We start from the raw sequence: 21,765 nt of genomic DNA, 5'->3' as shown, positions 1-21,765 counted from the left end.
GCGAGGGCGGCAGCCGGCCCGGCGTCCGTCGGCCGTTGTGGCTCGACGGACGGTGGAGCAGGGATCGCCCACGGGCCGACAGTCGGGTTCTCAGGGTCGGCCGGGGGCCGAGAGCCCCCAGATCACCCGGACGGCCGAACGGGGGGCGAGGAGAGCACGCAGACGGGCGGGACGGCTCGCGGAGGTCCTGAAAGCCTCCACGACATGGCGCGCGTCGTTCGCGAGACCCGCCACCGGCTGGGGACGCGGAGCGTAGAGAACCTGCTCCACAGCCGCGGCCAGCTGGTGCACCGCGGCCGCGGCGCCCGCATCCAAGCGCCCGACCCCGGCGATCCGCTCGGCGGTCCTCCTCGGTGTCTGCGACTTCTCCGGCGCGATCCCGTAGTCCCACGCCGTATCGGTCACCTCCAGCCAGGCCCCCAGTGTGTACGCCGCCACGTCCGCCGCGGTGCGGCCGTGGCCGCCGAGCCGCACGGCCCGTACCCGCATTCGCCACAGCATGGGCAGCAGTGCCAGCACCAGAATCAGGAGCGCGGCCAGCGTGATCCAGAAGCTCGTGGACCAGAACCAGTCGTCGCCCTGGGGGGCGGCCACCGCCGCCGAGGACTGGCTGGGGCAGGCTTCCAGTCTCCGCTGCAGAGCCGAGCAGCTCCCGCCGGCCGACGGCCCGGCGGAGGGCGCCGCCGACGTCGACAAGGTCGGCTTGGGCGCAGCGGACACGTCGTTGCCCGGCGTGTTCGTCTGGGTGTACGACGGCACCGTGCCCCGGCTCGGGGTCGGCTCGAAGCGGGTCCAGCCCACGCCCTCGAAGTACAGCTCGGGCCAGGCGTGCGCGTCCCGCAGCCCCACCGACATCGAACCGTTCGCCTGCGGAGTCCCGGGCGTGAAGCCCACCGCCACACGGGCCGGAATGCCTAGCGTCCGCGCCATCGAGGCCATCGCGAAGGAGAAGTGGACGCAGAAGCCCTCCTTGTCCCTCAGGAAGTTCGCGATCGCTGTCGAGCCGCTGCCGGCCTCCACCTGGGTGTTGTACCGGAAGCCACCGCTGACGGCGAAGTAGTCCTGGAGCCTGACCGCCTGCTCGTAGTGGTTGGCCGAGCCCGCGGTGACCTCGCGGGCCGTCTTCGCCACCACCGCGGGCAGCGACTCCGGAACCTTGGTGTACTCGCGCTTCATCGCGGGCGAGGGCTCAGGGGCACTCGCCAGTTCCTGCGCCGTCGGCTTCAGCATCAGGCTGGTGACCTGGTACCGCACACCGCGCGTGTTCTGTCCGTGGTCCCCGACGAGGGTGCGCCCCACGGGTTCGTAGCGCCAGCTGCCGCTGATGTCCACCTTGCTGGCCGGATACGGCATCGGCAGCCAGTCCTGGGCGTACCAGTCGGCCGCCGCGATACTGGTCTGGATCGTCGCCCGCTTGACCTGGCCGGAGAGGCCGACCGGCTCCGGGAGCTTCCTCGGCACGTCCACGATGTGGCGCTGGGCCGGCTTCCACGCCGTGCCGTCGAAGTCGTCCAGCGAGACGATCCGCAGATAGAGGTCCTGCGTCTGTGTGCTGTTGGTGCGGTACGTCAGGACCGTGCGGTCCTCGTCCACGTTCAGACTGTCGCGGAGCGAGACCAGCGGGTTCACCGTGGAGATCTTGCCACCGCCCCCGGTGCCGTTGCCCACGCCCCGTCCCGCGCCGTCCAGCAGACCGCCGCCGAACGGCAGGACGAACGGCACGACCACGGCGACGCTCAGTGTGACCGCGCCGATCAGCCACCCCGTGCGGACGGTCGCGACGGTGCCGTCCGCGCGATCCGGGCCGGATGCGCGGGCCGCTCCGCCGCCGAAGACACGACCCCACTGAGAGAGCCGGTCCCGGCCCTCGGCCAGCAGCAGCATCAGATAGCCGCAGGCTGCGAGCAGGAAGCACGGCCATGCCGCGCCGCCGCCGCCGTAGAGGCCCGCGGCGACCGAGTACAGGGCGAGCAGCGGAAGTCCCGCGGGCGCGGCGCTGCGGTAGGTCACCGCGAGCGCGTCCACCGCGAGCCCGATCACCAGGACGCCGCCGATCAACATCAGCCGGATCCCGTCCGACAGCGGGGCCGGAATCGAGTATCTGCCCACGTCGTCGGTGCCCGCCTGGAGCAGCTCCGAGAAGTGCTGGAAGGTTTCGGGCCCGGGGACGATCCCGGCGACGGCCTGATGCCGGGCGAAGATCAGCGTCAGCAGCATCAGCGTCACCAGCGCCTGCGCCGCCACGGTCAGCGGCCGGGGGAGCGGAACCCGCCGGGTCAGCGCGCCCACACCGGTCTGCACGGCCAGCAGGAACGCCGCCTGGAAGATCCACGTCGTTGGGCTCACCAGCAGCAACAGCGTGCCGGAGGCCGTCAGCGTGGCGGCCGCCGCGCACAGTGTCAGCCGGGCTCGCCCGCTCATACGCCACCACCCCCCGCGGTAGGTCCTGTCGACACCATCTGGGTGCGCTGACGGTCCGCCTCGCGCCACAGGTCGGCGAGCGACGCCCCCCGAGGCACCATCACGGCGGTCCAGCCCGCCTCGCGCAGCATGCGCAGCTGGTTCGCACTCCCGTCCAACGGGCCGGGCACCTCGGCCGGTTCCCGCACCCAGGACTCACTGTCCAGCAAAAACGCGACGGCCCCGCCGCTGCGCTGGCGCATCTTGCCGAGCACCGTCGCCTGCTCCTCGTCGAGATCGCCGAGGAAGGCGATCAGCAGTCCTTCGTTGCCACCGCGCAGCGCGTCGTACGCCCGGGACAGGCCCGACCCGTCCGAGTGGTCGACGACGGCGAGCGTGTCCATCATCATTCCGGCGGCGTCCGCCGATTCCTGGCTGGCGCCCGCGAACCCGTCGGTGCCCTCGCCGGGCACCGAGGTGCCGGTGTCCGTCAGGAGACGGACGGAGAAGCCCCGTTCGAGCATGTGCACCAGCGCCGACGCCGAGCCCGAGACGGCCCATTCGAAGGCCGAGTCCGGGCCTGTGCCCCGGAAGGCGATGCCCCGGGTGTCGAGCAGGACGCTGCAGCGGGAGCGCTGGGGCTGTTCCTCGCGGCGGACCATCAGTTCGCCGTAGCGGGCGGTCAGCCGCCAGTGCACGCGGCGCAGATCGTCGCCGTAGCGGTACCCGCGCGGAATGATGTCGTCCTCGCCGGCCAGGGCCAGTGAGCGCTGCCGCCCGTCGCCGTACCCTTTCGCCTCGCCCGCCAGCCGCACCGGCGGCAGCGCCTCCACGCGCGGGATGACCGTCAGGGTGTCGTAGGTCGAGAACGAGCGGGTCAGCTCGCACATGCCGAAGGGGTCGGCCAGCCGAAGCTGGAGCGGACCCAGCGGGTAGCGGCCGCGCATGTCCGAGCGCACCCGGTAGGACACCTCGCGGCGGCCGCCCGCCTCCACCCGGTCCAGCACGAAGCGTGGGCGCGGACCGAGGACGTAAGGCACCTTGTCCTGGAGCATCAGCAGGCCCGTGGGCAGCCGCGAGATGTTGTCCATGCGCAGATGGACGCGGGCCTCGGAGCCCGCGGGCACGCGCCCGGGGGAGAGCCTGCGGCTGCCCGCGACCCGGTAGCGGGTGCGGTACAGCACGGTCGCGCAGACCAGCGGCAGGACCGCGAGGAGCAGGCCGACCTGGAGCAGATCGGTCTGCCCCAGGACGTACGCGCAGATCGCGGCGGCCACTCCGGCGGCCAGGAACGAGCGGCCGCGGGTGGTGAGCCCGGCGAGCGCGGTGCGCGGCCCGCCCTTGTCCGTCTCGGCGGTCTGCCCCGTGCTCGCCTGTGTCATCACAGCCTCCGGGGCGGCTGCTGACCGTACGTGGGCGCGCCCAGGCCCATCGAGAGGCCGGACTGCTGGGGAGCGGCGGGCACCGGGGTGTGCTGGAGGATCTCCTCGACGACCTGCTCGGCCGTGCGGCGGTTCAACTGCGCCTGGGCCGTGGGCAGCAGGCGGTGGGCCAGGACCGCGACGACGAGTGCCTGCACATCGTCCGGCAGCGCGTATTCCCGGCCGCTCAGAGCGGCGGACGCCTTCGCCGCGCGCAGCAGATGCAGCGTGGCACGCGGCGAGGCGCCGAGTCTGAGGTCGGGGTGGGTGCGCGTGGCCGCCACCAGTTCCACCGCGTAACGGCGCACCGGGTCGGCGACATGCACCGTGCGGACCGCGTCGATCAGTTTCACGATGTCGTGCGCGTGGGCGACCGGCTGGAGGTCGTCCAGCGGGTTCACCCCGCCGTGGATGTCCAGCATCTGCAGTTCGGCTTCCGCGCTGGGGTAGCCGATGGAGACACGGGCCATGAAGCGGTCGCGCTGGGCCTCCGGCAGTGGGTAGGTGCCCTCCATCTCGACCGGGTTCTGGGTGGCCACCACCATGAACGGGCTGGGCAGTTCGTAGGTCTGCCCGTCGATGGTGACCTGCCGCTCCTCCATCGACTCCAGGAGCGCGGACTGCGTCTTGGGCGAGGCGCGGTTGATCTCGTCGCCGATCACGATCTGCGCGAAGATCGCGCCCGGCTTGAACTCGAAGTCCCGGCGCTGCTGGTCCCAGATGGACACACCCGTGATGTCCGAGGGCAGCAGGTCGGGCGTGAACTGAATGCGCCGCACCGAACAGTCGATGGACCGTGCCAGTGCCTTGGCGAGCATGGTCTTGCCGACGCCCGGGACATCCTCGATCAGAAGATGACCCTCGGCGAGCAGCACGGTCAGCGAAAGCCGTACGACCTCAGGCTTGCCTTCGATCACTCCTTCCACCGAACTGCGGACACGCTCCGCAGTGGCGGTCAGATCTGTAAGGCTCGCTCGATCGTCATAGGTCGTCACCCGGCCCTCCTCGGCCCGTTCGGGCCGACGCCCTGTGCGGACCGGCCCACCCCGAAACACGGGCACCACGCGCGAAAGGTTCCGCGTGACGCCACACCCGCATTCTTGTTGCCGTTACCGGTTCGTGTCACTCGGCTGTGGATAAGTGGCCGCGATATGTCTGTTCTTACGGCCCTTTGGCCACCGGGCGGCCGGGGTTTTTTGTGAGGAGAGGGTCCCACGAGCCGCGGAGGGCGGGCGACCGGGGGGTCGGACGGGGCCGGTCAGGACGGGTCGATCTCCCGCAGCAGGCCGGTCGTGACGTCGAAGACGAAGCCGCGCACGTCGTCCGTGTGCACGAGGAACGGGGAGGTGCGCACGCGCTGCATCGACTGCCGTACGTCCTGCTCGACGTCCCGGAAGGCCTCGACCGCCCACGCGGGGCGCTGGCCGACCTCCATCTCCAGGTCGTGCCGGAAGTCCTCGGTGAGGGACTCCAGACCGCAGCCGGTGTGGTGGATGAGGACCACGCTGCGGGTGCCGAGCGCCCGCTGGCTGATGGTGAGGGAGCGGATCACGTCGTCGGTGACCACGCCGCCCGCGTTGCGGATGGTGTGGCAGTCACCCAGTTCCAGGCCGAGCGCGGAGTGCAGGTCGAGCCTGGCGTCCATGCACGCCACCACGGCGACGTGCAGCACGGGGCGGGCGTCCATCCCGGGGTCGGTGAAGGCGGCGGCGTATTTCTCGTTCGCGTCGACGAGACGGTCGGTGACCGTCCGATCCGCCGCTATGGCGCCTTCGGGTTCGGTGGGAACAGATGCGGAAGTCGTCATACCCATGACGGTACTGGTCACCTATGGAGCGGTCCTGCTGTGAGAGGGGACAAAGAATGTCATCGCGGCTTGTTGTGAGGTAATCCACACGGGGGGTGACGACGTGCCCGTTCGGGTGATTCTTCCGGATCCACGGCTTCGGTCCGAGCGCGGTCCACGACGCGCATGCCGGTTGATTGACCGCGAGACACCGTGGACTAAAGTGACGCGAAGCGGGAGGCGAGGCTCTCCCCGCTGGACTGTTTTCCCCTGGAGACCCGGCGACTTTCCGGAGTTTCCCCGCGTGCGCGGCGCGTACGTACGGCTCGGCCTCCTCCCGCTCCCGGTCGGCTGACGCCAGTCATCCGGCGCCAGCAGACCCCCCTTCCCGAGCGGGTGGGGACCCGGCAGTGCGTATGGCCGCGCCGGACCTGAGAGGGCCCGGAATGAAAGGGCGCGAAGCGCTTACCGACGAGGGTGACAGCGGGCGGCCGGAGGGGCAGAGCCGACACGTTCCGGTCATGCTCAAGCGGTGCCTGGACATGCTGGCCCCGGCCCTCACCGAGCCGGGAGCCGTGGTCGTCGACTGCACGCTCGGGCTCGGCGGTCACAGCGAGGCACTGCTCACCCGGTTCCCCGAAGTGCGGCTCGTGGCCCTGGACCGTGACAAGGAGGCGCTGCGACTCTCCGGAGAGCGGCTCGCCCCCTACGGCGACCGCGCCTGCCTGGTCCACGCCGTCTACGACGAACTCCCCGACGTGCTCGACCGCCTGGGCATCCCGCGCGTCCAGGGTGTCCTGTTCGACCTCGGCGTCTCCTCCATGCAACTCGACGAGGCGGACCGGGGGTTCGCGTACGCGCAGGACGCCCCGCTCGACATGCGCATGGACCAGACGACCGGGATGAGCGCGGCCGAGGTGCTCAACACCTACCCGCCGGGTGAACTGGTGCGGATCCTGCGGGCGTACGGCGAGGAGAAGCAGGCCAAGCGGATCGTCTCCGCGGTGGTGCGCGAGCGCGAGAAGGAACCCTTCACCAACAGCGCCCGGCTCGTCGAGCTGATCCGTGACGCCCTGCCCCAGGCGGCCAAGCGCACCGGGGGCAATCCCGCCAAGCGCACCTTCCAGGCGCTGCGCATCGAGGTCAACGGCGAACTGAGTGTCCTGGAGCGGGCGGTTCCCGCGGCCGTGAAGGCGCTCGCCGTCGGCGGACGCATCGCCGTGCTGTCGTACCACTCGCTGGAGGACCGGCTGGTCAAGCAGGTGTTCGCGGCCGGCGCCGCCAACACCGCGCCGCCCGGACTGCCGGTCGTCCCCGAGCGCTACCAGCCCCGGCTCAAGCTCCTCACCCGCGGTGCCGAACTTCCCACCGAGGAAGAGGTCGCCGAGAACCGGCGAGCGGCTCCCGCCCGGCTGCGGGGGGCACAGCGCATCCGCGAGGAAGCCGCCGAGTGAGGCGCGGGGAGAAGGAGGGGTCGTGAGTCGGAAACCCGAACTCGCGAAACGCCGTGGAGCCGTTCTCCGGGCCCGCCGGACGGCGGGGGCCGGGATTCCTGGCCCGCGACGGTTTCGTGAGTCCGGGAACCGAACCCGCGACGGCTTCGTGAGTTGGGGAACCGGACCCATGGAGCGGCCGTGACGCCGGCACACCAGACCCAAAGGGAGGGCGCGTGAGCGGCAGACCCGAACTCAGGGGGCGGGCCGCCCGGCTCGCGCGGCTCCTTCCGGCCGGGGCCGGGCAGGCGGCCCGTACCCCCTTCGTCCTCCTGGTCGTCCTTCTCCTCGGCGGCGGCCTCATCGGGCTCCTCGTGCTGAACTCGGCGCTCAGCGAAGGGGCGTTCCGGCTCGACGACCTCCAGAAGCAGACCAAGAGCCTGACCGACGAGGAACAGGCCCTCCAGCGGGACGTGGACGCCTACTCGGCCCCCGACGCCCTCCAGCGCCGCGCCCGCGAACTCGGCATGGTCCCCGGCGGGGACCCGGCCTTCCTCGACCCGGACGGCACGGTCAAGGGCGTTCCCGGAGCCGCCGGCAGCCAGTCCGCCGCGCGGGCGCCGATGATCCCCCCGCCCGAGGTCCTCGCCCCGGTCCCGGCCCGTGCACCGAGCCCGGCCGCGAGCCCGGTGCGGAGTGCGGCGCCCTCTCCCGTCCCGACGTCCGCCCGACGGCGGCCGTCCCCGGGCACGCCCACCACCCGGGCCCCCGCCCCGTCCACGCAGCCCTCCACAACCCCCGGCAGGTGACGGAAGTGTCCGACAGGGAACCGCCGCGCCGCCGAGTACCCGGCCCCGCCAGGCCCGTACGTCCCGGCGGCCGGAGCCGCCCCGGTCCGGGTGGCCGCCCCGTGCGCCGTCCGGCCGCGGACCGCTCCGAAGGCCCGCGCGTCATCCGGCTCGGCAGCCCCCGCCCCCGCCTGCGCATGGTCAGCCTCGCGCTGACGCTGGTGATGATCGCGTTCGTCGTGCGGCTGCTCCAGGTGCAGGCCGTGGACGCGAGCACCTACGCCGCGAAGGCCGAGCAGAACCGGTACGTCGGGCGCACGCTGGCCGCCGAGCGCGGCGGGATCACCGACCGCGACGGCGTCGAGCTGGCGACGAGCGTGGACGCGTACGACATCACCGCGGACCCGACGATGTTCACGCGCGCGGCCACCGGGGTGGGGGACGCTCCCGAACAGGCCGCCGCGCTCCTCGGCCCCATCATCGGCCAGGACGTGGACACCGTCGCCAGGAAGCTGCGGACGAGGAACACCCGCTACACGCTCCTCGCGCACCGCCGCACCCCCCAGGTCTGGCAGCAGATCAAGGACCTGAAGAGCACGCTCGGGACCAAGGCGGAGACCGACAAGAACACGGTCAACGTCCTCGCGGGCGTCCTCGCGGTGCCCGCCAGCAAGCGCGTGTACCCGAACGGCGATCTCGCCGCCGGGATACTGGGCTGGGTCAACGCCGACGGCAAGGGCGGCGGTGGCATCGAGCAGCAGCTGAACCAGGAGCTCACCGGCAAGGACGGCAAGATCCGCTACGCCCAGTCCGGGGGCCGCCAGGTGCCGACCGTGGGCTCCACCGAGACACCGGCCGTGGCCGGTTCCGACGTCGAGCTCACCATCGACCGCGACATCCAGTGGGCCGCGCAGGACGCCATCACCCAGCAGGTGAAGACGTCCGGGGCGGACCGCGGCTACGTGATAGTGCAGGACACCCGGACCGGCCAGGTCCTCGCCATGGCCAACTCGCCGGGCTTCGACCCCAACGACCTCACCCAGGCCAACGCGGCGGCCATGGGCAACGCGGCCCTCCAGGACGTCTACGAGCCCGGCTCCACCGCCAAGGTGATGTCGATGGCCGCCGTACTCCAGGAGAACGCGGCGACTCCCGGGACCCATGTCGTCGTGCCCAACCGGCTGCACCGAGGGGACCGGCTCTTCCAGGACGACGTCGACCACGCCACCTGGAACCTCACGCTCAACGGTGTGCTCGCCAAGTCCAGCAACATCGGCACGATCATGGCGACCGGCCAGCTCGGCAGGACCCAGAAACAGGCCAACCAGGTCCTCTACTCCTATCTGCGCAAGTTCGGCATCGGCAGCCACACCGGGCTCGGCTTCCCCGGCGAGACGGCGGGCATCCTCGCCCCCGCGGACAAGTGGTCGACCTCGCAGCAGTACACGATCCCTTTCGGCCAGGGCATGTCGCTCAACGCGATGCAGGCGGCGTCCGTCTACTCGACGATCGCCAACGGCGGCGTACGGATCGAGCCGACCCTGGTGCGCGGCGCGAAGGGACCCGACGGCCGCTTCACACCCGCCGCCGCGCCCAGGAAGACCCGGGTCGTGAGCGAGAAGACGGCGAAGACCCTCGCCCAGATGCTGGAGTCCGTGGTGGACGACGAACAGGGCACCGGCATCAAGGCGCGCATCCCCGGGTACCGGGTCGCGGGCAAGACGGGTACGGCCAACCGCGTGGATCCGGCCACCGGCAGGTACAACGGCTACACCTCGTCGTTCGCCGGATTCGCCCCCGCGGACAAGCCCCGGATCACCGTCTACTGCGCGATCCAGAACGCCACGAAGGGCAGCCACTACGGCGGCCAGATCTGCGGACCCGTCTTCAAGCAGGTGATGGAGTTCGCCCTGAAGACCCTTCAGGTCCCGCCCACCGGCGCTCACGCGGCCCGGTTGCCCGTGGAGTTCAAGCCGTGACCGACTTCGACCGCATGCCGTGATCAGCCCCCACGCACAACGGACCAGGAACCACTCGTGACAACGAACACCCCGGACCCAGGGAACCACTCCTCCCCGCGCGCCCCGTCCCCGCCCTCGCTTCGCCCCGGCGGGGGTGAGCCGGGTACGCTCGCGCCGTGCCACACGCTGATCAGTCCCAAACCACCCAGAAGGGCGCTCCTGTGACATATCCGGGACCGCCGCGTCCGGTTCACGTCTCCGCCACCCACCTCGCGGAGCTGGCCGATCAGCTGGGCGCCGAGAAGCCGGAGAGCGACGTCGGGGTCACGGGCATCACCCATGACTCCCGAGCGGTGCGACCCGGTGACGTGTACGCCGCCCTGCCCGGCGCGCGACTGCACGGCGCCGACTTCGTGACCCAGGCGGCCGGCCTCGGCGCCGTCGCCGTACTCACCGACCCGACCGGCGCCGAGCGCGCCGCGGCCACCGGTCTGCCGGTCCTCGTCGTCGAGGACCCGCGCGGATCGATGGGTGAGCTCGCGGCCACCATCTACGGCCACCCGGGGCGCGATCTCCTCCAGATCGGCATCACGGGCACCTCCGGCAAGACCACGACGGCCTATCTCGTCGAGGGCGGTCTGAAGACGGTCCGCTCCACCGGCCTGATCGGCACGGTCGAGATGCGCATCGGCGACGAGCGCATCAAGTCCGAGCGCACCACGCCCGAGGCCACCGACCTCCAGGCCCTGTTCGCCGTCATGCGCGAGCGCGGGGTCGAATCGGTCGCGATGGAGGTCTCCAGCCACGCGCTGGTCCTCGGCCGCGTCGACGGCTGCGTCTTCGACGTCGCCGTCTTCAACAACCTCAGCCCGGAACACATGGAGTTCCACACCGGCATGGAGGACTACTTCCAGGCCAAGGCGCAGCTGTTCACGGCCAGACGCAGCCGGCTCGGCGTCGTGAACCTCGACGACGAGTACGGCCGCCGGCTCGCCGGGGAGGCCACCGTCCCGGTCGTCACCTTCTCCGCCGAGGGCTACCCGGACGCCGACTGGCGCGCCGAGAACGTCGAAGTCGGCCCGATGGACTCGACATTCACCGCGGTCGGCCCCAAGGGTGAGCGGGTCACCGCCCGCTCGCCGCTCGCGGGCCCCTTCAACGTGGCCAACACCCTCGCCGCGATCGTCGCCCTCGCGGCCGCCGGACTCGACCCGCAGACCGCCGCGGACGGCGTCGCCTCCGTCCCCGGGGTCCCGGGCCGGCTGGAGCGCGTGGACGCGGGCCAGCCGTACCTCGCCGTCGTCGACTACGCCCACAAGACGGACGCCGTCGAATCCGTCCTGCGCGCCCTGCGCAAGGTGACCGAGGGCAGCCTGCACGTGGTGCTCGGCTGCGGCGGCGACCGTGACAAGACCAAGCGGAAGCCGATGGGAGCGGCCGTGGCCCGGCTCGCCGACACCGCTGTCCTGACGTCCGACAACCCCCGTTCCGAAGACCCGCTGGCGATCCTCGCCACGATGCTCGCGGGCGCCGCCGAGGTGCCGGCGCACGAGCGCGGCGAGGTCCAGGTCTTCGAGGACCGGGCCGCCGCCATCGCCGCGGCCGTCGCGCGCGCAAAGCCGGGCGACACCGTGCTGGTCGCGGGCAAGGGCCACGAGCAGGGCCAGGACATCGCCGGGGTGGTGCGTCCCTTCGACGACCGCCAGGTGCTTCGCGAAGCTATCCAGCAGACCCAGGGATGAACTTGTGATCGCCCTCTCCCTCGCCGAGATCGCAGCAGTCGTCGGCGGGCAGACGTACGACATACCGGATCCGGCGGTGCAGGTCACCGGACCGGTCGTCAGGGACTCCCGTGAAGTGGAGTCCGGCAGTCTCTTCGTCGCCTTCGTCGGCGAACGGGTCGACGGCCACGACTACGCCGAGGCGGTGATCGGAGCCGGCGCGGCCGCCGTCCTGGCGTCCCGCCCCGTCGGCGTGCCCGCCATCGTCGTCGACGACGTGCAGGCGGCTCTCGGTGCCCTCGCCCGCCATGTCGTCGAACGGCTCGGCGCGACCCTCGTGGCGCTCACCGGATCCGCCGGCAAGACGAGCACGAAGGACCTGATCGCCCAGGTACTGCGGAGCAAGGCGCCGACCGTCTTCACGCCGGGTTCCCTCAACAACGAGATCGGACTGCCGCTCACCGCGCTCAGCGCCACCGAGGAGACGAAGTTCCTCGTGCTGGAGATGGGCGCCCGCGGCGTCGGCCACATCCGCTATCTCGCCGGCCTCACCCCGCCGAAGATCGGTCTCGTCCTCAACGTCGGCACCGCCCACATCGGCGAGTTCGGCGGCCGCGAGCAGATCGCGCAAGCAAAGGGTGAGCTCGTCGAGAGCCTCCCCGAGGACGGCGCGGCGGTCCTCAACGCCGACGATCCCCTCGTACGCGCCATGGCGTCCCGCACGAAGGCTCGCGTGATCCTCTTCGGAGAGTCCGACGAAGCGGACGTACGGGCCGAGAACGTCCGGCTCACGGAGAGCGGACAGCCTTCCTTCAGCCTTCGCACACCCTCCGGGTGCGGTGATGTGACCATGCGCCTGTACGGTGAGCACCACGTGTCGAACGCGCTCGCCGCGGCCGCCGTCGCCCATGAGCTGGGCATGTCCGCAGACGAGATCGCCCGCGCGCTCTCCGAGGCGGGCTCCCTCTCCCACTGGCGGATGGAGGTCACCGAGCGTCCGGACGGCGTGACGGTCGTCAACGACGCCTACAACGCGAACCCCGAGTCCATGCGAGCCGCCCTGCGCGCGCTCGCGGCGATGGGCAAGGGACGTCGTACGTGGGCGGTGCTCGGTCAGATGGCCGAGCTCGGGGACGAGGCGCTCGCCGAGCACGACGCGGTCGGACGGCTTGCCGTCCGGCTCAATGTCGGCAAGCTCGTCGCGGTCGGGGGCAGGGAAGCGTCCTGGCTGCAACTGGGCGCATATAACGAGGGTTCGTGGGGTGAGGAGTCGGTGCACGTGTCCGACGCACAGGCGGCTGTCGACCTGTTGCGCAGTGAGCTGCGCCCAGGTGACGTCGTGCTCGTGAAGGCGTCCAGGTCCGTCGGGCTGGAACGGGTGGCGCTCGCGCTGCTCGCCGACGGTACCGAGGGTGAGGTTTCCGCCCGATGATGAAGCAGATCCTGTTCGCGGGAGTCATTGGCCTGTTCCTGACCCTGGTCGGCACTCCGCTGCTGATCAAGCTGCTGGCCCGCAAGGGCTACGGCCAGTACATCCGTGACGACGGCCCGCGCGAGCACGCCAGCAAGCGCGGTACGCCGACCATGGGTGGTATCGCCTTCATCCTCGCGACGATCATCGCGTACTTCATGTCGAAGGTGATCACGGGCTACCCGCCCACGTTCTCGGGCCTGCTGGTGCTCGGCCTGATGGCGGGCATGGGCCTGGTCGGCTTCCTGGACGACTACATCAAGATCATCAAGCGGCGTTCGCTCGGCCTGCGGGCCAAGGCGAAGATGGCCGGACAGCTGATCGTGGGTATCTCCTTCGCGGTGCTGGCGCTGATGTTCGCCGACAACCGCGGCAACACCCCCGCCTCCACGAAGCTTTCCTTCGTCCAGGACTTCGGCTGGTCCATCGGCCCGGTGCTCTTCGTGGTCTGGGCGCTGTTCATGATCCTCGCCATGTCGAACGGCGTGAACCTGACGGACGGTCTGGACGGCCTCGCCACCGGCGCCGCCACGATGGTCTTCGGCGCCTACACCTTCATCGGCGTCTGGCAGTTCCAGGAGTCCTGCGCCAACGCGCAGACCCTGACCAACCCGGCCGCCTGCTACGAGGTGCGAGATCCACTCGACCTCGCGGTCGTCGCCTCCGCCCTCATGGGCGCCTGCTTCGGCTTCCTGTGGTGGAACACCTCACCTGCCAAGATCTTCATGGGAGACACCGGTTCGCTGGCCCTCGGCGGCGCGCTCGCCGGTCTGGCGATCTGCTCCCGCACCGAGATCCTGGTCGCCCTGCTCGGCGGCCTCTTCGTCCTCATCACCATGTCGGTGGTCATCCAGGTCGGCTCCTTCAAGCTGACCGGGAAGCGTGTCTTCCGAATGGCCCCACTTCAGCACCACTTCGAACTAAAGGGGTGGTCCGAAGTCCTTGTCGTGGTCCGCTTCTGGATCATCCAGGGCATGTGCGTGATCGTCGGACTCGGCCTCTTCTACGCAGGATGGGCAGCCAAGAAGTGACCAACTGGCAGGGCAAGAACGTCACCGTCGCCGGCCTCGGCGTCTCGGGCATCCCGGCCGCCAAGGTGCTGCACGGCCTGGGCGCGCTCGTCACGGTCGTCAACGACGGCGACGACGAACGGAGCCGGGCGCAGGCCGCGGACCTGGAGGCGCTCGGCGTCACCGTGCGCCTCGGTGACGGCGCGACCCTGCCCGAGGGCACCGAGCTCATCGTGACAGCGCCCGGCTGGCAGCCGGACAAACCGCTGTTCGCCGCGGCCGCCGCGGCGGGCGTCCCCGTCTGGGGCGACGTCGAACTCGCCTGGCGGCTGCGGGAACTGGACGGCCGGAAGGCCGCGCCCTGGCTCGCGGTCACCGGCACCAACGGCAAGACCACGACCGTCCAGATGCTGGCCTCCATCCTCAGGGCGGCGGGCCTGCGCACGGCGGCCGTCGGCAACATCGGCGTCTCCCTCCTCGACGCCGTCCTCGGCGAGGAGGAGTACGACGTCCTCGCGGTCGAACTCTCCAGCTACCAGCTCCACTGGGCGCCCTCGCTGCGCGCCCACTCCGCGGCCGTACTGAACCTCGCGCCCGACCACCTCGACTGGCACGGCTCCATGGAGGCGTACGCCGCCGACAAGGGCCGTATCTACGAGGGCAATCGGGTCGCGTGCGTCTACAACGTGGCCGACAAGGCCACCGAGGACCTGGTGCGCGCCGCGGACGTCGAGGAGGGCTGCCGGGCCGTCGGCTTCACCCTCGGCGCCCCCGGGCCCTCCCAACTCGGCGTCGTGGACGGCATCCTGGTCGACCGCGCCTTCGTCGAGAACCGGCAGAAGAACGCCCAGGAGCTCGCCGAGGTCTCCGACGTCACTCCGCCCGCCCCGCACAACATCGCCAACGCCCTTGCCGCGGCGGCCCTCGCGCGCGCCTACGGGGTGCCTGCGCGGGCCGTACGGGACGGACTGCGGGACTTCACCCCTGACGCCCACCGCATCGCGCACGTGGCCGACGTGGACGAGGTCGCCTATGTCGACGACTCCAAGGCCACCAACACGCATGCCGCGGAAGCCTCCTTGGCGGCCTACGAGTCGATCGTCTGGATCGCCGGCGGGCTCGCCAAGGGCGCGACCTTCGACGAGCTGGTCGCCAGGTCGGCGAAGCGGCTGAGGGGCGTCGTCCTGATCGGCGCGGACCGCGCGCTGATCCGTGAAGCCCTGGCGCGACACGCGCCGGAAGTACCCGTAGTCGACCTCGACCGGACCGACACTGGGGCGATGCTCGCGGCGGTTCAGGAGGCCAGGAGGCTCGCCGAGCCCGGGGACACGGTGCTGCTGGCTCCGGCCTGTGCGTCCATGGACATGTTCGCCAACTACAACAAGCGCGGTGACGCGTTCGCGGAGGCGGTCCGCGAACTCGGCGCCTGACCCGGTTGCCTGGCCGGGCGAACCTGGGAGGGACGGACGCGTGACATCGTTGTGGCCCGGAGACGCCGATGCCCACTAGCCGCACCGGCCGGCCTCCCGTGCGGCGGGCCGGCCGGCGGCCGGCCGCCGGGGTGCCGCGCGACAACCCCGTACGCCGCCTCCTCACGCGTGCCCGCAAGGCCTGGGACCGGCCGCTGACCGCGTACTACCTGATCCTCGGCGGCAGCCTGCTGATCACCGTGCTGGGGCTCGTGATGGTCTACTCGGCCTCGCAGATCACGGCGCTCCAGCTGTCGTTGCCCGGGTCGTACTTCTTCCGCAAGCAGTTCCTGGCGGCCCTGATCGGCGGCGTGCTGCTGGCGGCCGCCTCACGGATGCCGGTGAAGCTGCACCGGGCGCTGGCCTACCCGATACTGGCGGGCGCCGTCTTCATGATGGCCCTGGTGCAGGTGCCCGGGATAGGGCTCTCGGTCAACGGCAACCAGAACTGGATCTCCCTCGGCGGCTCCTTCCAGATCCAGCCCAGCGAGTTCGGCAAGCTCGCGCTCGTGCTCTGGGGCGCCGATCTGCTCGCCCGCAAACAGGACAAGCGGCTGCTGACCCAGTGGAAGCACATGCTGGTGCCGCTCGTGCCCGTCGCCTTCATGCTGCTGGGCCTGATCATGCTCGGCGGCGACATGGGCACGGCGATCATCCTGACCGCCATCCTCTTCGGGCTGCTGTGGCTGGCCGGAGCGCCCACCCGGCTGTTCGTGGGCGTGCTGTCCATCGCTTTGGCCATCGGATTCATCCTCATCAAGACGAGCCCCAACCGCATGTCCAGGCTGGCCTGCATCGGCGCGACCGAGCCGGGCCCGAACGACACCTGCTGGCAGGCCGTGCACGGCATCTACGCCCTCGCCTCCGGCGGACTCTTCGGTTCCGGCCTCGGCGCCAGTGTGGAGAAATGGGGCCAACTGCCCGAAGCGCACACCGACTTCATCTTCGCCATCACTGGGGAGGAACTGGGCCTCGCGGGGACGCTGTCGGTGCTCGCCCTCTTCGCGGCTCTAGGCTATGCGGGTATCCGCGTGGCCGGACGCACGGAGGACCCCTTCGTGAGGTATGCCGCGGGAGGCGTGACCACCTGGATCACGGCCCAGGCCGTGATCAACATCGGTGCGGTGCTCGGTCTGCTGCCGATCGCCGGTGTCCCGCTCCCGCTGTTCTCCTACGGGGGTTCCGCCCTGCTGCCGACCATGTTCGCCATCGGGTTGCTGATCGCCTTCGCGCGTGACGACCCCGCTGCGCGGGCGGCTCTCGCGATGCGGCAACCCCGCTTTGGCAGAAAGCGGGGTGCGGTGAGAGAGTCCGCAAGGGCCGCGGGGCCCCGGAGATGGAACACGATGCGACGGCGTGCCTCTGCGGCGCGTTCGTCCGGAGAGCGGTGAATTTCGGTGCATGTCGTACTCGCCGGCGGGGGGACCGCCGGCCACATCGAGCCCGCGCTCGCCCTCGCGGATGCCCTGCGCAGGCAGGACCCGACCGTGGGGATCACGGCCCTGGGCACGGAACGCGGACTCGAGACCCGGCTCGTACCCGAGCGCGGCTATGAACTCGCGCTGATCCCCGCCGTACCGCTGCCGCGCAAGCCCACCCCCGAGCTGATCACCGTCCCCGGACGGCTGCGCGGCACGATCAAGGCTGTCGAGCAGATCATGGAGCGGACCAAGGCGGACGCGGTCGTCGGCTTCGGCGGCTATGTCGCCCTGCCCGGCTACCTCGCGGCCAAGCGCCTCGGCGTGCCCATCATCGTCCACGAGGCCAACGCCCGCCCCGGTCTCGCCAACAAGATCGGATCGCGGTACGCGGCCCAGGTCGCCGTCTCCACGCCCGACAGCAAGCTCCGGGGGGCCCGTTACATCGGCATCCCGCTGCGCCGCTCCATCGCCACCCTGGACCGCGCGGCGGTACGGCCCGAGGCGCGCGCCGCGTTCGGGCTCGACCCGAACCTGCCGACGCTCCTCGTGTCGGGCGGCTCGCAGGGCGCCCGCCGCCTCAACGAGGTGGTCCAGCAGGCGGCTCCGTACCTCCAGCAGGCCGGGATCCAGATCCTGCACGTGGTGGGTCCGAAGAACGAACTGCCGCAGGTGCACCAGATGCCGGGAATGCCCCCGTACATCCCGGTATCGTACGTGGACCGGATGGATCTCGCGTACGCCGCGGCCGACATGATGCTCTGCCGCTCGGGCGCGATGACCGTCGCCGAGCTCTCCGCCGTCGGACTGCCCGCCGCCTACGTCCCGCTGCCCATCGGCAACGGCGAACAGCGGCTGAACGCCCAGCCGGTGGTCAAGGCCGGCGGGGGACTGCTGGTCGACGACGCGGAGCTGACCCCGCAGTGGGTGCAGCAGAACGTGCTGCCGGTGCTCGCCGATCCGCACCGGCTGTACGAGATGTCGCGCGCCGCCAGCGAGTTCGGCCGCCGGGACGCCGACGACCTGCTCGTCGGCATGGTGTACGAGGCGATCGCCTCGCGCCACCACTAGGACCGCATGAGGGAAGGCAGGGAGCGTGGCCGGACCGACGACCGCCGAGCGCGGTGAACGGCAGAAGCTGGAGTCCGGCCCGCCCCGGCCGCCCCTCATCGGGCGGCTCCGTCGCCTTCGTAGGCTCATTGTCCTTTTGGCCGCGGTGGTGTTGGCCGGGGCCGCCGCGGTGTGGATTGTCTACGGTTCCCCCTATCTGCGCACGGAGCGCGTATCGGTCTCCGGGACGAAGGTGCTGACGGCCGGGCAGGTGCGGGAGGCGGCCGACGTTCCGGTCGGATCCCCGTTGGTCTCCGTCGACACGGACGCCATCGAGGCGCGATTGCTCAGAAAGCTGCCCCGAATCGACTCGGTTGACGTCGTCCGGTCCTGGCCGCATGGAATCAGTCTGGAAGTGACCGAACGTACCCCGGTCCTGATTGTCGAAAAAGGCGGAAACTTCATCGAAGTGGACGCCAAGGGCGTGCGGTTCGCCACCGTTTCCGATGCCCCCGAGGGCGTGCCCGTGCTGGAACTGACGGTGTCGAAGCGTGCCGCGCTGCGCCGCTTCACCGCCGACCGGCTGGTGCGTGAGGCGGTGCGGATCGCCGGGGACATTCCGGACGCCGTCGCCCGTGACACCCGTACCGTGAAGGTCCGTTCCTACGACGCCGTTTCGCTGGAGTTGACGGGCGGCCGGACCGTCGAGTGGGGCAGCGTCGAGAAGGGCCGCGCGAAGGCCAGGACACTCCTTGCTCTCATGAAAGCCGATCCCGGGGCCCGGTACTTCGACGTAAGTGCCCCCACCGCACCCGCATCGTCGGGCAGTTGACTCGCATCGGCGCAGGCCAGCACCCTGGTTGGGCAGTGCTGCGCCTGATCACATAGGGTGAAAAGAAAAACGGGAGGTTCGGCGTGTTCGTTGAACGTGCGCCGCTTGTCGACTTAGTGTCCTGTTCGGAGAGTCCAAGGAACAGACACACTGGTAACCCTAAACTTCAGCGTTAGGGTTCGGGTCGGCGTTCGGACCGTCCCATTCGGCATCAGTCGTCGGATCGCGAACGTGCGAGGCGACGACACGTAACTCGAGGCGAGAGGCCTTCGACGTGGCAGCACCGCAGAACTACCTCGCAGTCATCAAAGTCATCGGTGTCGGCGGCGGTGGTGTCAATGCCATCAACCGGATGATCGAGGTCGGTCTCAAGGGCGTCGAGTTCATCGCCATCAACACCGACGCGCAGGCGCTGTTGATGAGCGACGCCGACGTCAAGCTCGACGTCGGCCGGGAACTCACGCGCGGCCTCGGGGCCGGAGCCAACCCGGCAGTCGGCCGCAAGGCCGCCGAGGACCACCGTGAGGAGATCGAGGAGGTCCTCAAGGGGGCCGACATGGTCTTCGTGACGGCCGGAGAGGGCGGCGGCACCGGAACCGGCGGCGCGCCCGTCGTGGCCAACATCGCCCGCTCGCTCGGCGCCCTCACCATCGGCGTGGTCACCCGCCCGTTCACCTTCGAGGGCCGGCGCCGCGCCAACCAGGCGGAGGACGGCATCGCGGAACTCCGCGAAGAGGTCGACACCCTCATCGTCATCCCGAACGACCGGCTGCTGTCCATCTCGGACCGCCAGGTCTCGGTCCTCGACGCCTTCAAGTCGGCGGACCAGGTCCTGCTCTCCGGTGTTCAGGGCATCACCGACCTCATCACCACGCCCGGTCTGATCAACCTCGACTTCGCCGACGTCAAGTCCGTGATGTCCGAGGCCGGTTCGGCGCTCATGGGCATCGGCTCGGCCCGCGGCGACGACCGCGCGGTGGCGGCGGCCGAGATGGCGATCTCCTCGCCGCTCCTCGAGGCCTCCATCGACGGCGCCCGCGGCGTGCTGCTCTCCATCTCCGGCGGCTCCGACCTCGGCCTGTTCGAGATCAACGAAGCCGCCCAGCTGGTCAGCGAGGCCGCGCACCCCGAGGCCAACATCATCTTCGGCGCGGTCATCGACGACGCCCTCGGCGACGAGGTGCGGGTCACCGTCATCGCCGCCGGCTTCGACGGCGGCCAGCCGCCGGCCAAGCGGGACAACGTCCTCGGCTCGACCTCCACGCGACGCGAGGAGCCCGTTCAGTCGCGTCCCGCCGAGAGCCGCCCCTCCTTCGGGTCGCTCGGCAGCGTCACGCCCAAGGAGGTCACCCCGGAGCCCGCTCCGGAGCCGGTCAGCGAGCTGCCGGTGTCCCCGCCGGTCCCGCCGTCCCGCTCCTACTCGGACAGCGCGGCCGAGGAACTGGACGTGCCGGACTTCCTGAAGTGATAGGAGAGCGCTCCGAAACGAGCACCGTGAGCGGCGCCCATTTCGCCTTCACCGACAGGTGGGGCGGGGTGAGCGCCGTTCCGTACGAGGAGCTCAACCTCGGCGGAGCGGTCGGCGACGACCCCGGCGCCGTACGCGCGAACCGGGAACTGGCCGCCGAGGCGCTCGGGCTCGACCCTGCCCGGGTCGTCTGGATGAACCAGGTGCACGGGCCGGACGTGGCGGTCGTCGAGGCGCCCTGGGGCTCCTCGGAGATCCCTGCCGTCGACGCGATCGTCACGGCGCGACGGGGGCTCGCGCTCGCCGTCCTCACCGCCGACTGCACGCCCGTCCTGCTGGCCGACCCCGTCGCCGGTGTGGCGGCCGCCGCACACGCGGGACGGCCCGGCATGGTCGCCGGCGTGGTTCCCGCGGCCGTACGGGCCATGGTGGGACTCGGCGCCGATCCGGCCAGGATCGTCGCCCGCACCGGACCCGCGGTCTGCGGACGGTGCTACGAGGTGCCGGACGCCATGCGCGCCGAGGTCGCCGCCGTCGAGCCCGCGGCATACGCCGAGACAAGGCGGGGGACGTCCGCGGTCGATGTGACCGCGGGAGTGCACGCGCAACTGGAACGGCTCGGAGTGCGGGACCGGGAGCAGTCGCCGGTGTGCACGCTCGAATCCGGGGACCACTTCTCTTACCGACGGGACCGCACCACAGGGCGGCTCGCGGGCTATGTCTGGCTGGACTGATGGGGCATGACGGACCGTAAGGCTCAACTCGCCGCGAACCTGGCGAAAGTGGAAGAACGTATCGCGGCGGCCTGCGCGGCCGCCGGACGCAAGCGCGAAGAGGTGACCCTGGTCGTGGTCACCAAGACCTATCCCGCGAGTGATGTGCGGATCCTGTCGGAACTCGGCGTCCGTCACGTGGCCGAGAACCGGGACCAGGACGCGGCACCCAAGGCCGCGGAGTGCTCGGATCTGCCGCTGTTGTGGCATTTTGTCGGTCAATTGCAGACCAACAAGGTGCGTTCTGTGGTCGGTTATGCGGATTTCGTACAGTCCGTCGACCGCTCCCGGCTCGTTGCGACCCTGTCGAAGGAAGCGGTGCGGGCGGAACGCGAAGTGGGGTGCCTCATCCAGGTCGCGCTGGACGCGCAGGAGAGCGGCCGGGGTGAGCGCGGAGGTGTAGGGGTCGGCGGTGTCGGGGAGTTGGCCGACCTCGTCGCGAGGGCCCCGGGACTCCGTCTCGACGGACTGATGACCGTCGCTCCGCTCACCGGCGAGTACGCGGGGCGCCCGCAACTGGCGTTCGAGCGGCTGATGGATTTGTCGACTGTCCTGCGCAGGGCCCATCCGGCTGCGAACATGGTCTCGGCAGGGATGAGCTCGGACCTCGAACAGGCTGTGGCGGCCGGAGCGACACATGTACGCGTCGGTACTGCGGTACTCGGAGTCCGACCCGGCCTCGGGTAACGTCGCCAAGAAGTCGGACCACAGCAGAAAATATGGTCATTTCCGCCAAAGGCGGGCATAACGACCTCGTGGATCGC

General features: G+C 70.6%; 17 protein-coding genes. 13 read left to right on the top strand and 4 right to left on the bottom strand.

Going from position 1 to position 21,765, the window contains the following annotated elements:
- Positions 1-90 precede the first annotated feature (90 nt).
- The 4 genes from ACFYW8_RS17040 to ACFYW8_RS17025 form a co-directional block, all read right to left on the bottom strand.
- On the bottom strand, positions 91-2,421 hold the full coding sequence (locus tag ACFYW8_RS17040; RefSeq protein ID WP_389074858.1) for a transglutaminaseTgpA domain-containing protein: 2,331 nt from the start codon (positions 2,419-2,421) through the stop codon (positions 91-93).
- The gene (locus tag ACFYW8_RS17035; RefSeq protein WP_389074852.1) at positions 2,418-3,782 is read right to left on the bottom strand and encodes a DUF58 domain-containing protein; all 1,365 of its coding nucleotides are present in this window, start codon (positions 3,780-3,782) and stop codon (positions 2,418-2,420) included. The genes ACFYW8_RS17040 and ACFYW8_RS17035 overlap by 4 nt, the downstream gene beginning before the upstream one ends.
- Entirely contained in the window at positions 3,782-4,816 is a 1,035-nt protein-coding gene (locus tag ACFYW8_RS17030) for a MoxR family ATPase (protein ID WP_365880066.1), read from the bottom strand. The genes ACFYW8_RS17035 and ACFYW8_RS17030 overlap by 1 nt, the downstream gene beginning before the upstream one ends.
- A gap of 263 nt (positions 4,817-5,079) precedes the next feature.
- Positions 5,080-5,628, bottom strand: coding sequence for a carbonic anhydrase (locus ACFYW8_RS17025; protein WP_365880068.1), 549 nt, complete (start codon positions 5,626-5,628; stop codon positions 5,080-5,082).
- 425 nt (positions 5,629-6,053) lie between these two features.
- Here ACFYW8_RS17025 and rsmH point away from each other — a divergent pair, with 425 nt between their 5' ends.
- The 13 genes from rsmH (at position 6,054) to ACFYW8_RS16960 (ending at position 21,688) form a co-directional block, all read left to right on the top strand.
- The gene (rsmH, locus tag ACFYW8_RS17020; RefSeq protein ID WP_365880070.1) at positions 6,054-7,061 is read left to right on the top strand and encodes a 16S rRNA (cytosine(1402)-N(4))-methyltransferase RsmH; all 1,008 of its coding nucleotides are present in this window, start codon (positions 6,054-6,056) and stop codon (positions 7,059-7,061) included.
- A 215-nt stretch (positions 7,062-7,276) separates the two neighbouring features.
- Entirely contained in the window at positions 7,277-7,849 is a 573-nt protein-coding gene (locus ACFYW8_RS17015; RefSeq protein ID WP_365880072.1) for a septum formation initiator family protein, read from the top strand.
- A gap of 5 nt (positions 7,850-7,854) precedes the next feature.
- Entirely contained in the window at positions 7,855-9,807 is a 1,953-nt protein-coding gene (locus tag ACFYW8_RS17010; RefSeq protein ID WP_389074840.1) for a peptidoglycan D,D-transpeptidase FtsI family protein, read from the top strand.
- 203 nt (positions 9,808-10,010) lie between these two features.
- Positions 10,011-11,531, top strand: coding sequence for a UDP-N-acetylmuramoyl-L-alanyl-D-glutamate--2,6-diaminopimelate ligase (locus tag ACFYW8_RS17005; protein ID WP_389075146.1), 1,521 nt, complete (start codon positions 10,011-10,013; stop codon positions 11,529-11,531).
- A 4-nt stretch (positions 11,532-11,535) separates the two neighbouring features.
- Entirely contained in the window at positions 11,536-12,942 is a 1,407-nt protein-coding gene (gene murF / locus ACFYW8_RS17000; RefSeq protein WP_365880076.1) for a UDP-N-acetylmuramoyl-tripeptide--D-alanyl-D-alanine ligase, read from the top strand.
- Positions 12,939-14,012 carry a phospho-N-acetylmuramoyl-pentapeptide-transferase gene (mraY, locus tag ACFYW8_RS16995; protein ID WP_365880078.1) on the top strand — a complete coding sequence of 358 codons (1,074 nt, stop codon included), beginning with the start codon at positions 12,939-12,941 and terminating at the stop codon, positions 14,010-14,012. The genes murF and mraY overlap by 4 nt, the downstream gene beginning before the upstream one ends.
- Positions 13,994-15,421, top strand: a complete 1,428-nt coding sequence (gene murD / locus ACFYW8_RS16990) for a UDP-N-acetylmuramoyl-L-alanine--D-glutamate ligase (RefSeq protein ID WP_365880080.1) — start codon at positions 13,994-13,996, stop codon at positions 15,419-15,421. Before mraY ends, murD begins: the two co-directional genes overlap by 19 nt.
- 68 nt (positions 15,422-15,489) lie before the next feature.
- Positions 15,490-16,851: a putative lipid II flippase FtsW gene (gene ftsW, locus ACFYW8_RS16985; protein ID WP_389074828.1), complete on the top strand. Its 1,362-nt coding sequence runs from the start codon at positions 15,490-15,492 to the stop codon at positions 16,849-16,851.
- Positions 16,852-16,857: 6 nt separating this feature from the next.
- Positions 16,858-17,949, top strand: coding sequence for an undecaprenyldiphospho-muramoylpentapeptide beta-N-acetylglucosaminyltransferase (gene murG / locus ACFYW8_RS16980; protein ID WP_365880084.1), 1,092 nt, complete (start codon positions 16,858-16,860; stop codon positions 17,947-17,949).
- A 25-nt stretch (positions 17,950-17,974) separates the two neighbouring features.
- Positions 17,975-18,760: a cell division protein FtsQ/DivIB gene (locus ACFYW8_RS16975; RefSeq protein ID WP_389074822.1), complete on the top strand. Its 786-nt coding sequence runs from the start codon at positions 17,975-17,977 to the stop codon at positions 18,758-18,760.
- A gap of 274 nt (positions 18,761-19,034) precedes the next feature.
- A complete protein-coding gene (gene ftsZ / locus ACFYW8_RS16970; protein ID WP_261706882.1) occupies positions 19,035-20,228 on the top strand; it encodes a cell division protein FtsZ in 1,194 nt (397 codons plus the stop codon).
- 26 nt (positions 20,229-20,254) lie between these two features.
- The gene (gene pgeF / locus ACFYW8_RS16965) at positions 20,255-20,962 is read left to right on the top strand and encodes a peptidoglycan editing factor PgeF (RefSeq protein WP_389074818.1); all 708 of its coding nucleotides are present in this window, start codon (positions 20,255-20,257) and stop codon (positions 20,960-20,962) included.
- A gap of 6 nt (positions 20,963-20,968) precedes the next feature.
- Positions 20,969-21,688 (top strand): YggS family pyridoxal phosphate-dependent enzyme, encoded by a 720-nt coding sequence (locus ACFYW8_RS16960; RefSeq protein WP_365880090.1) that lies wholly within the window; start codon positions 20,969-20,971, stop codon positions 21,686-21,688.
- Positions 21,689-21,765: the final 77 nt, after the last annotated feature.

The organism is Streptomyces sp. NPDC002742, from assembly GCF_042888885.1.
Taxonomy (GTDB): domain Bacteria; phylum Actinomycetota; class Actinomycetes; order Streptomycetales; family Streptomycetaceae; genus Streptomyces.
Note: the sequence above shows the minus strand (reverse complement) of the source record. Positions and strands in the feature narration are given on the sequence as shown.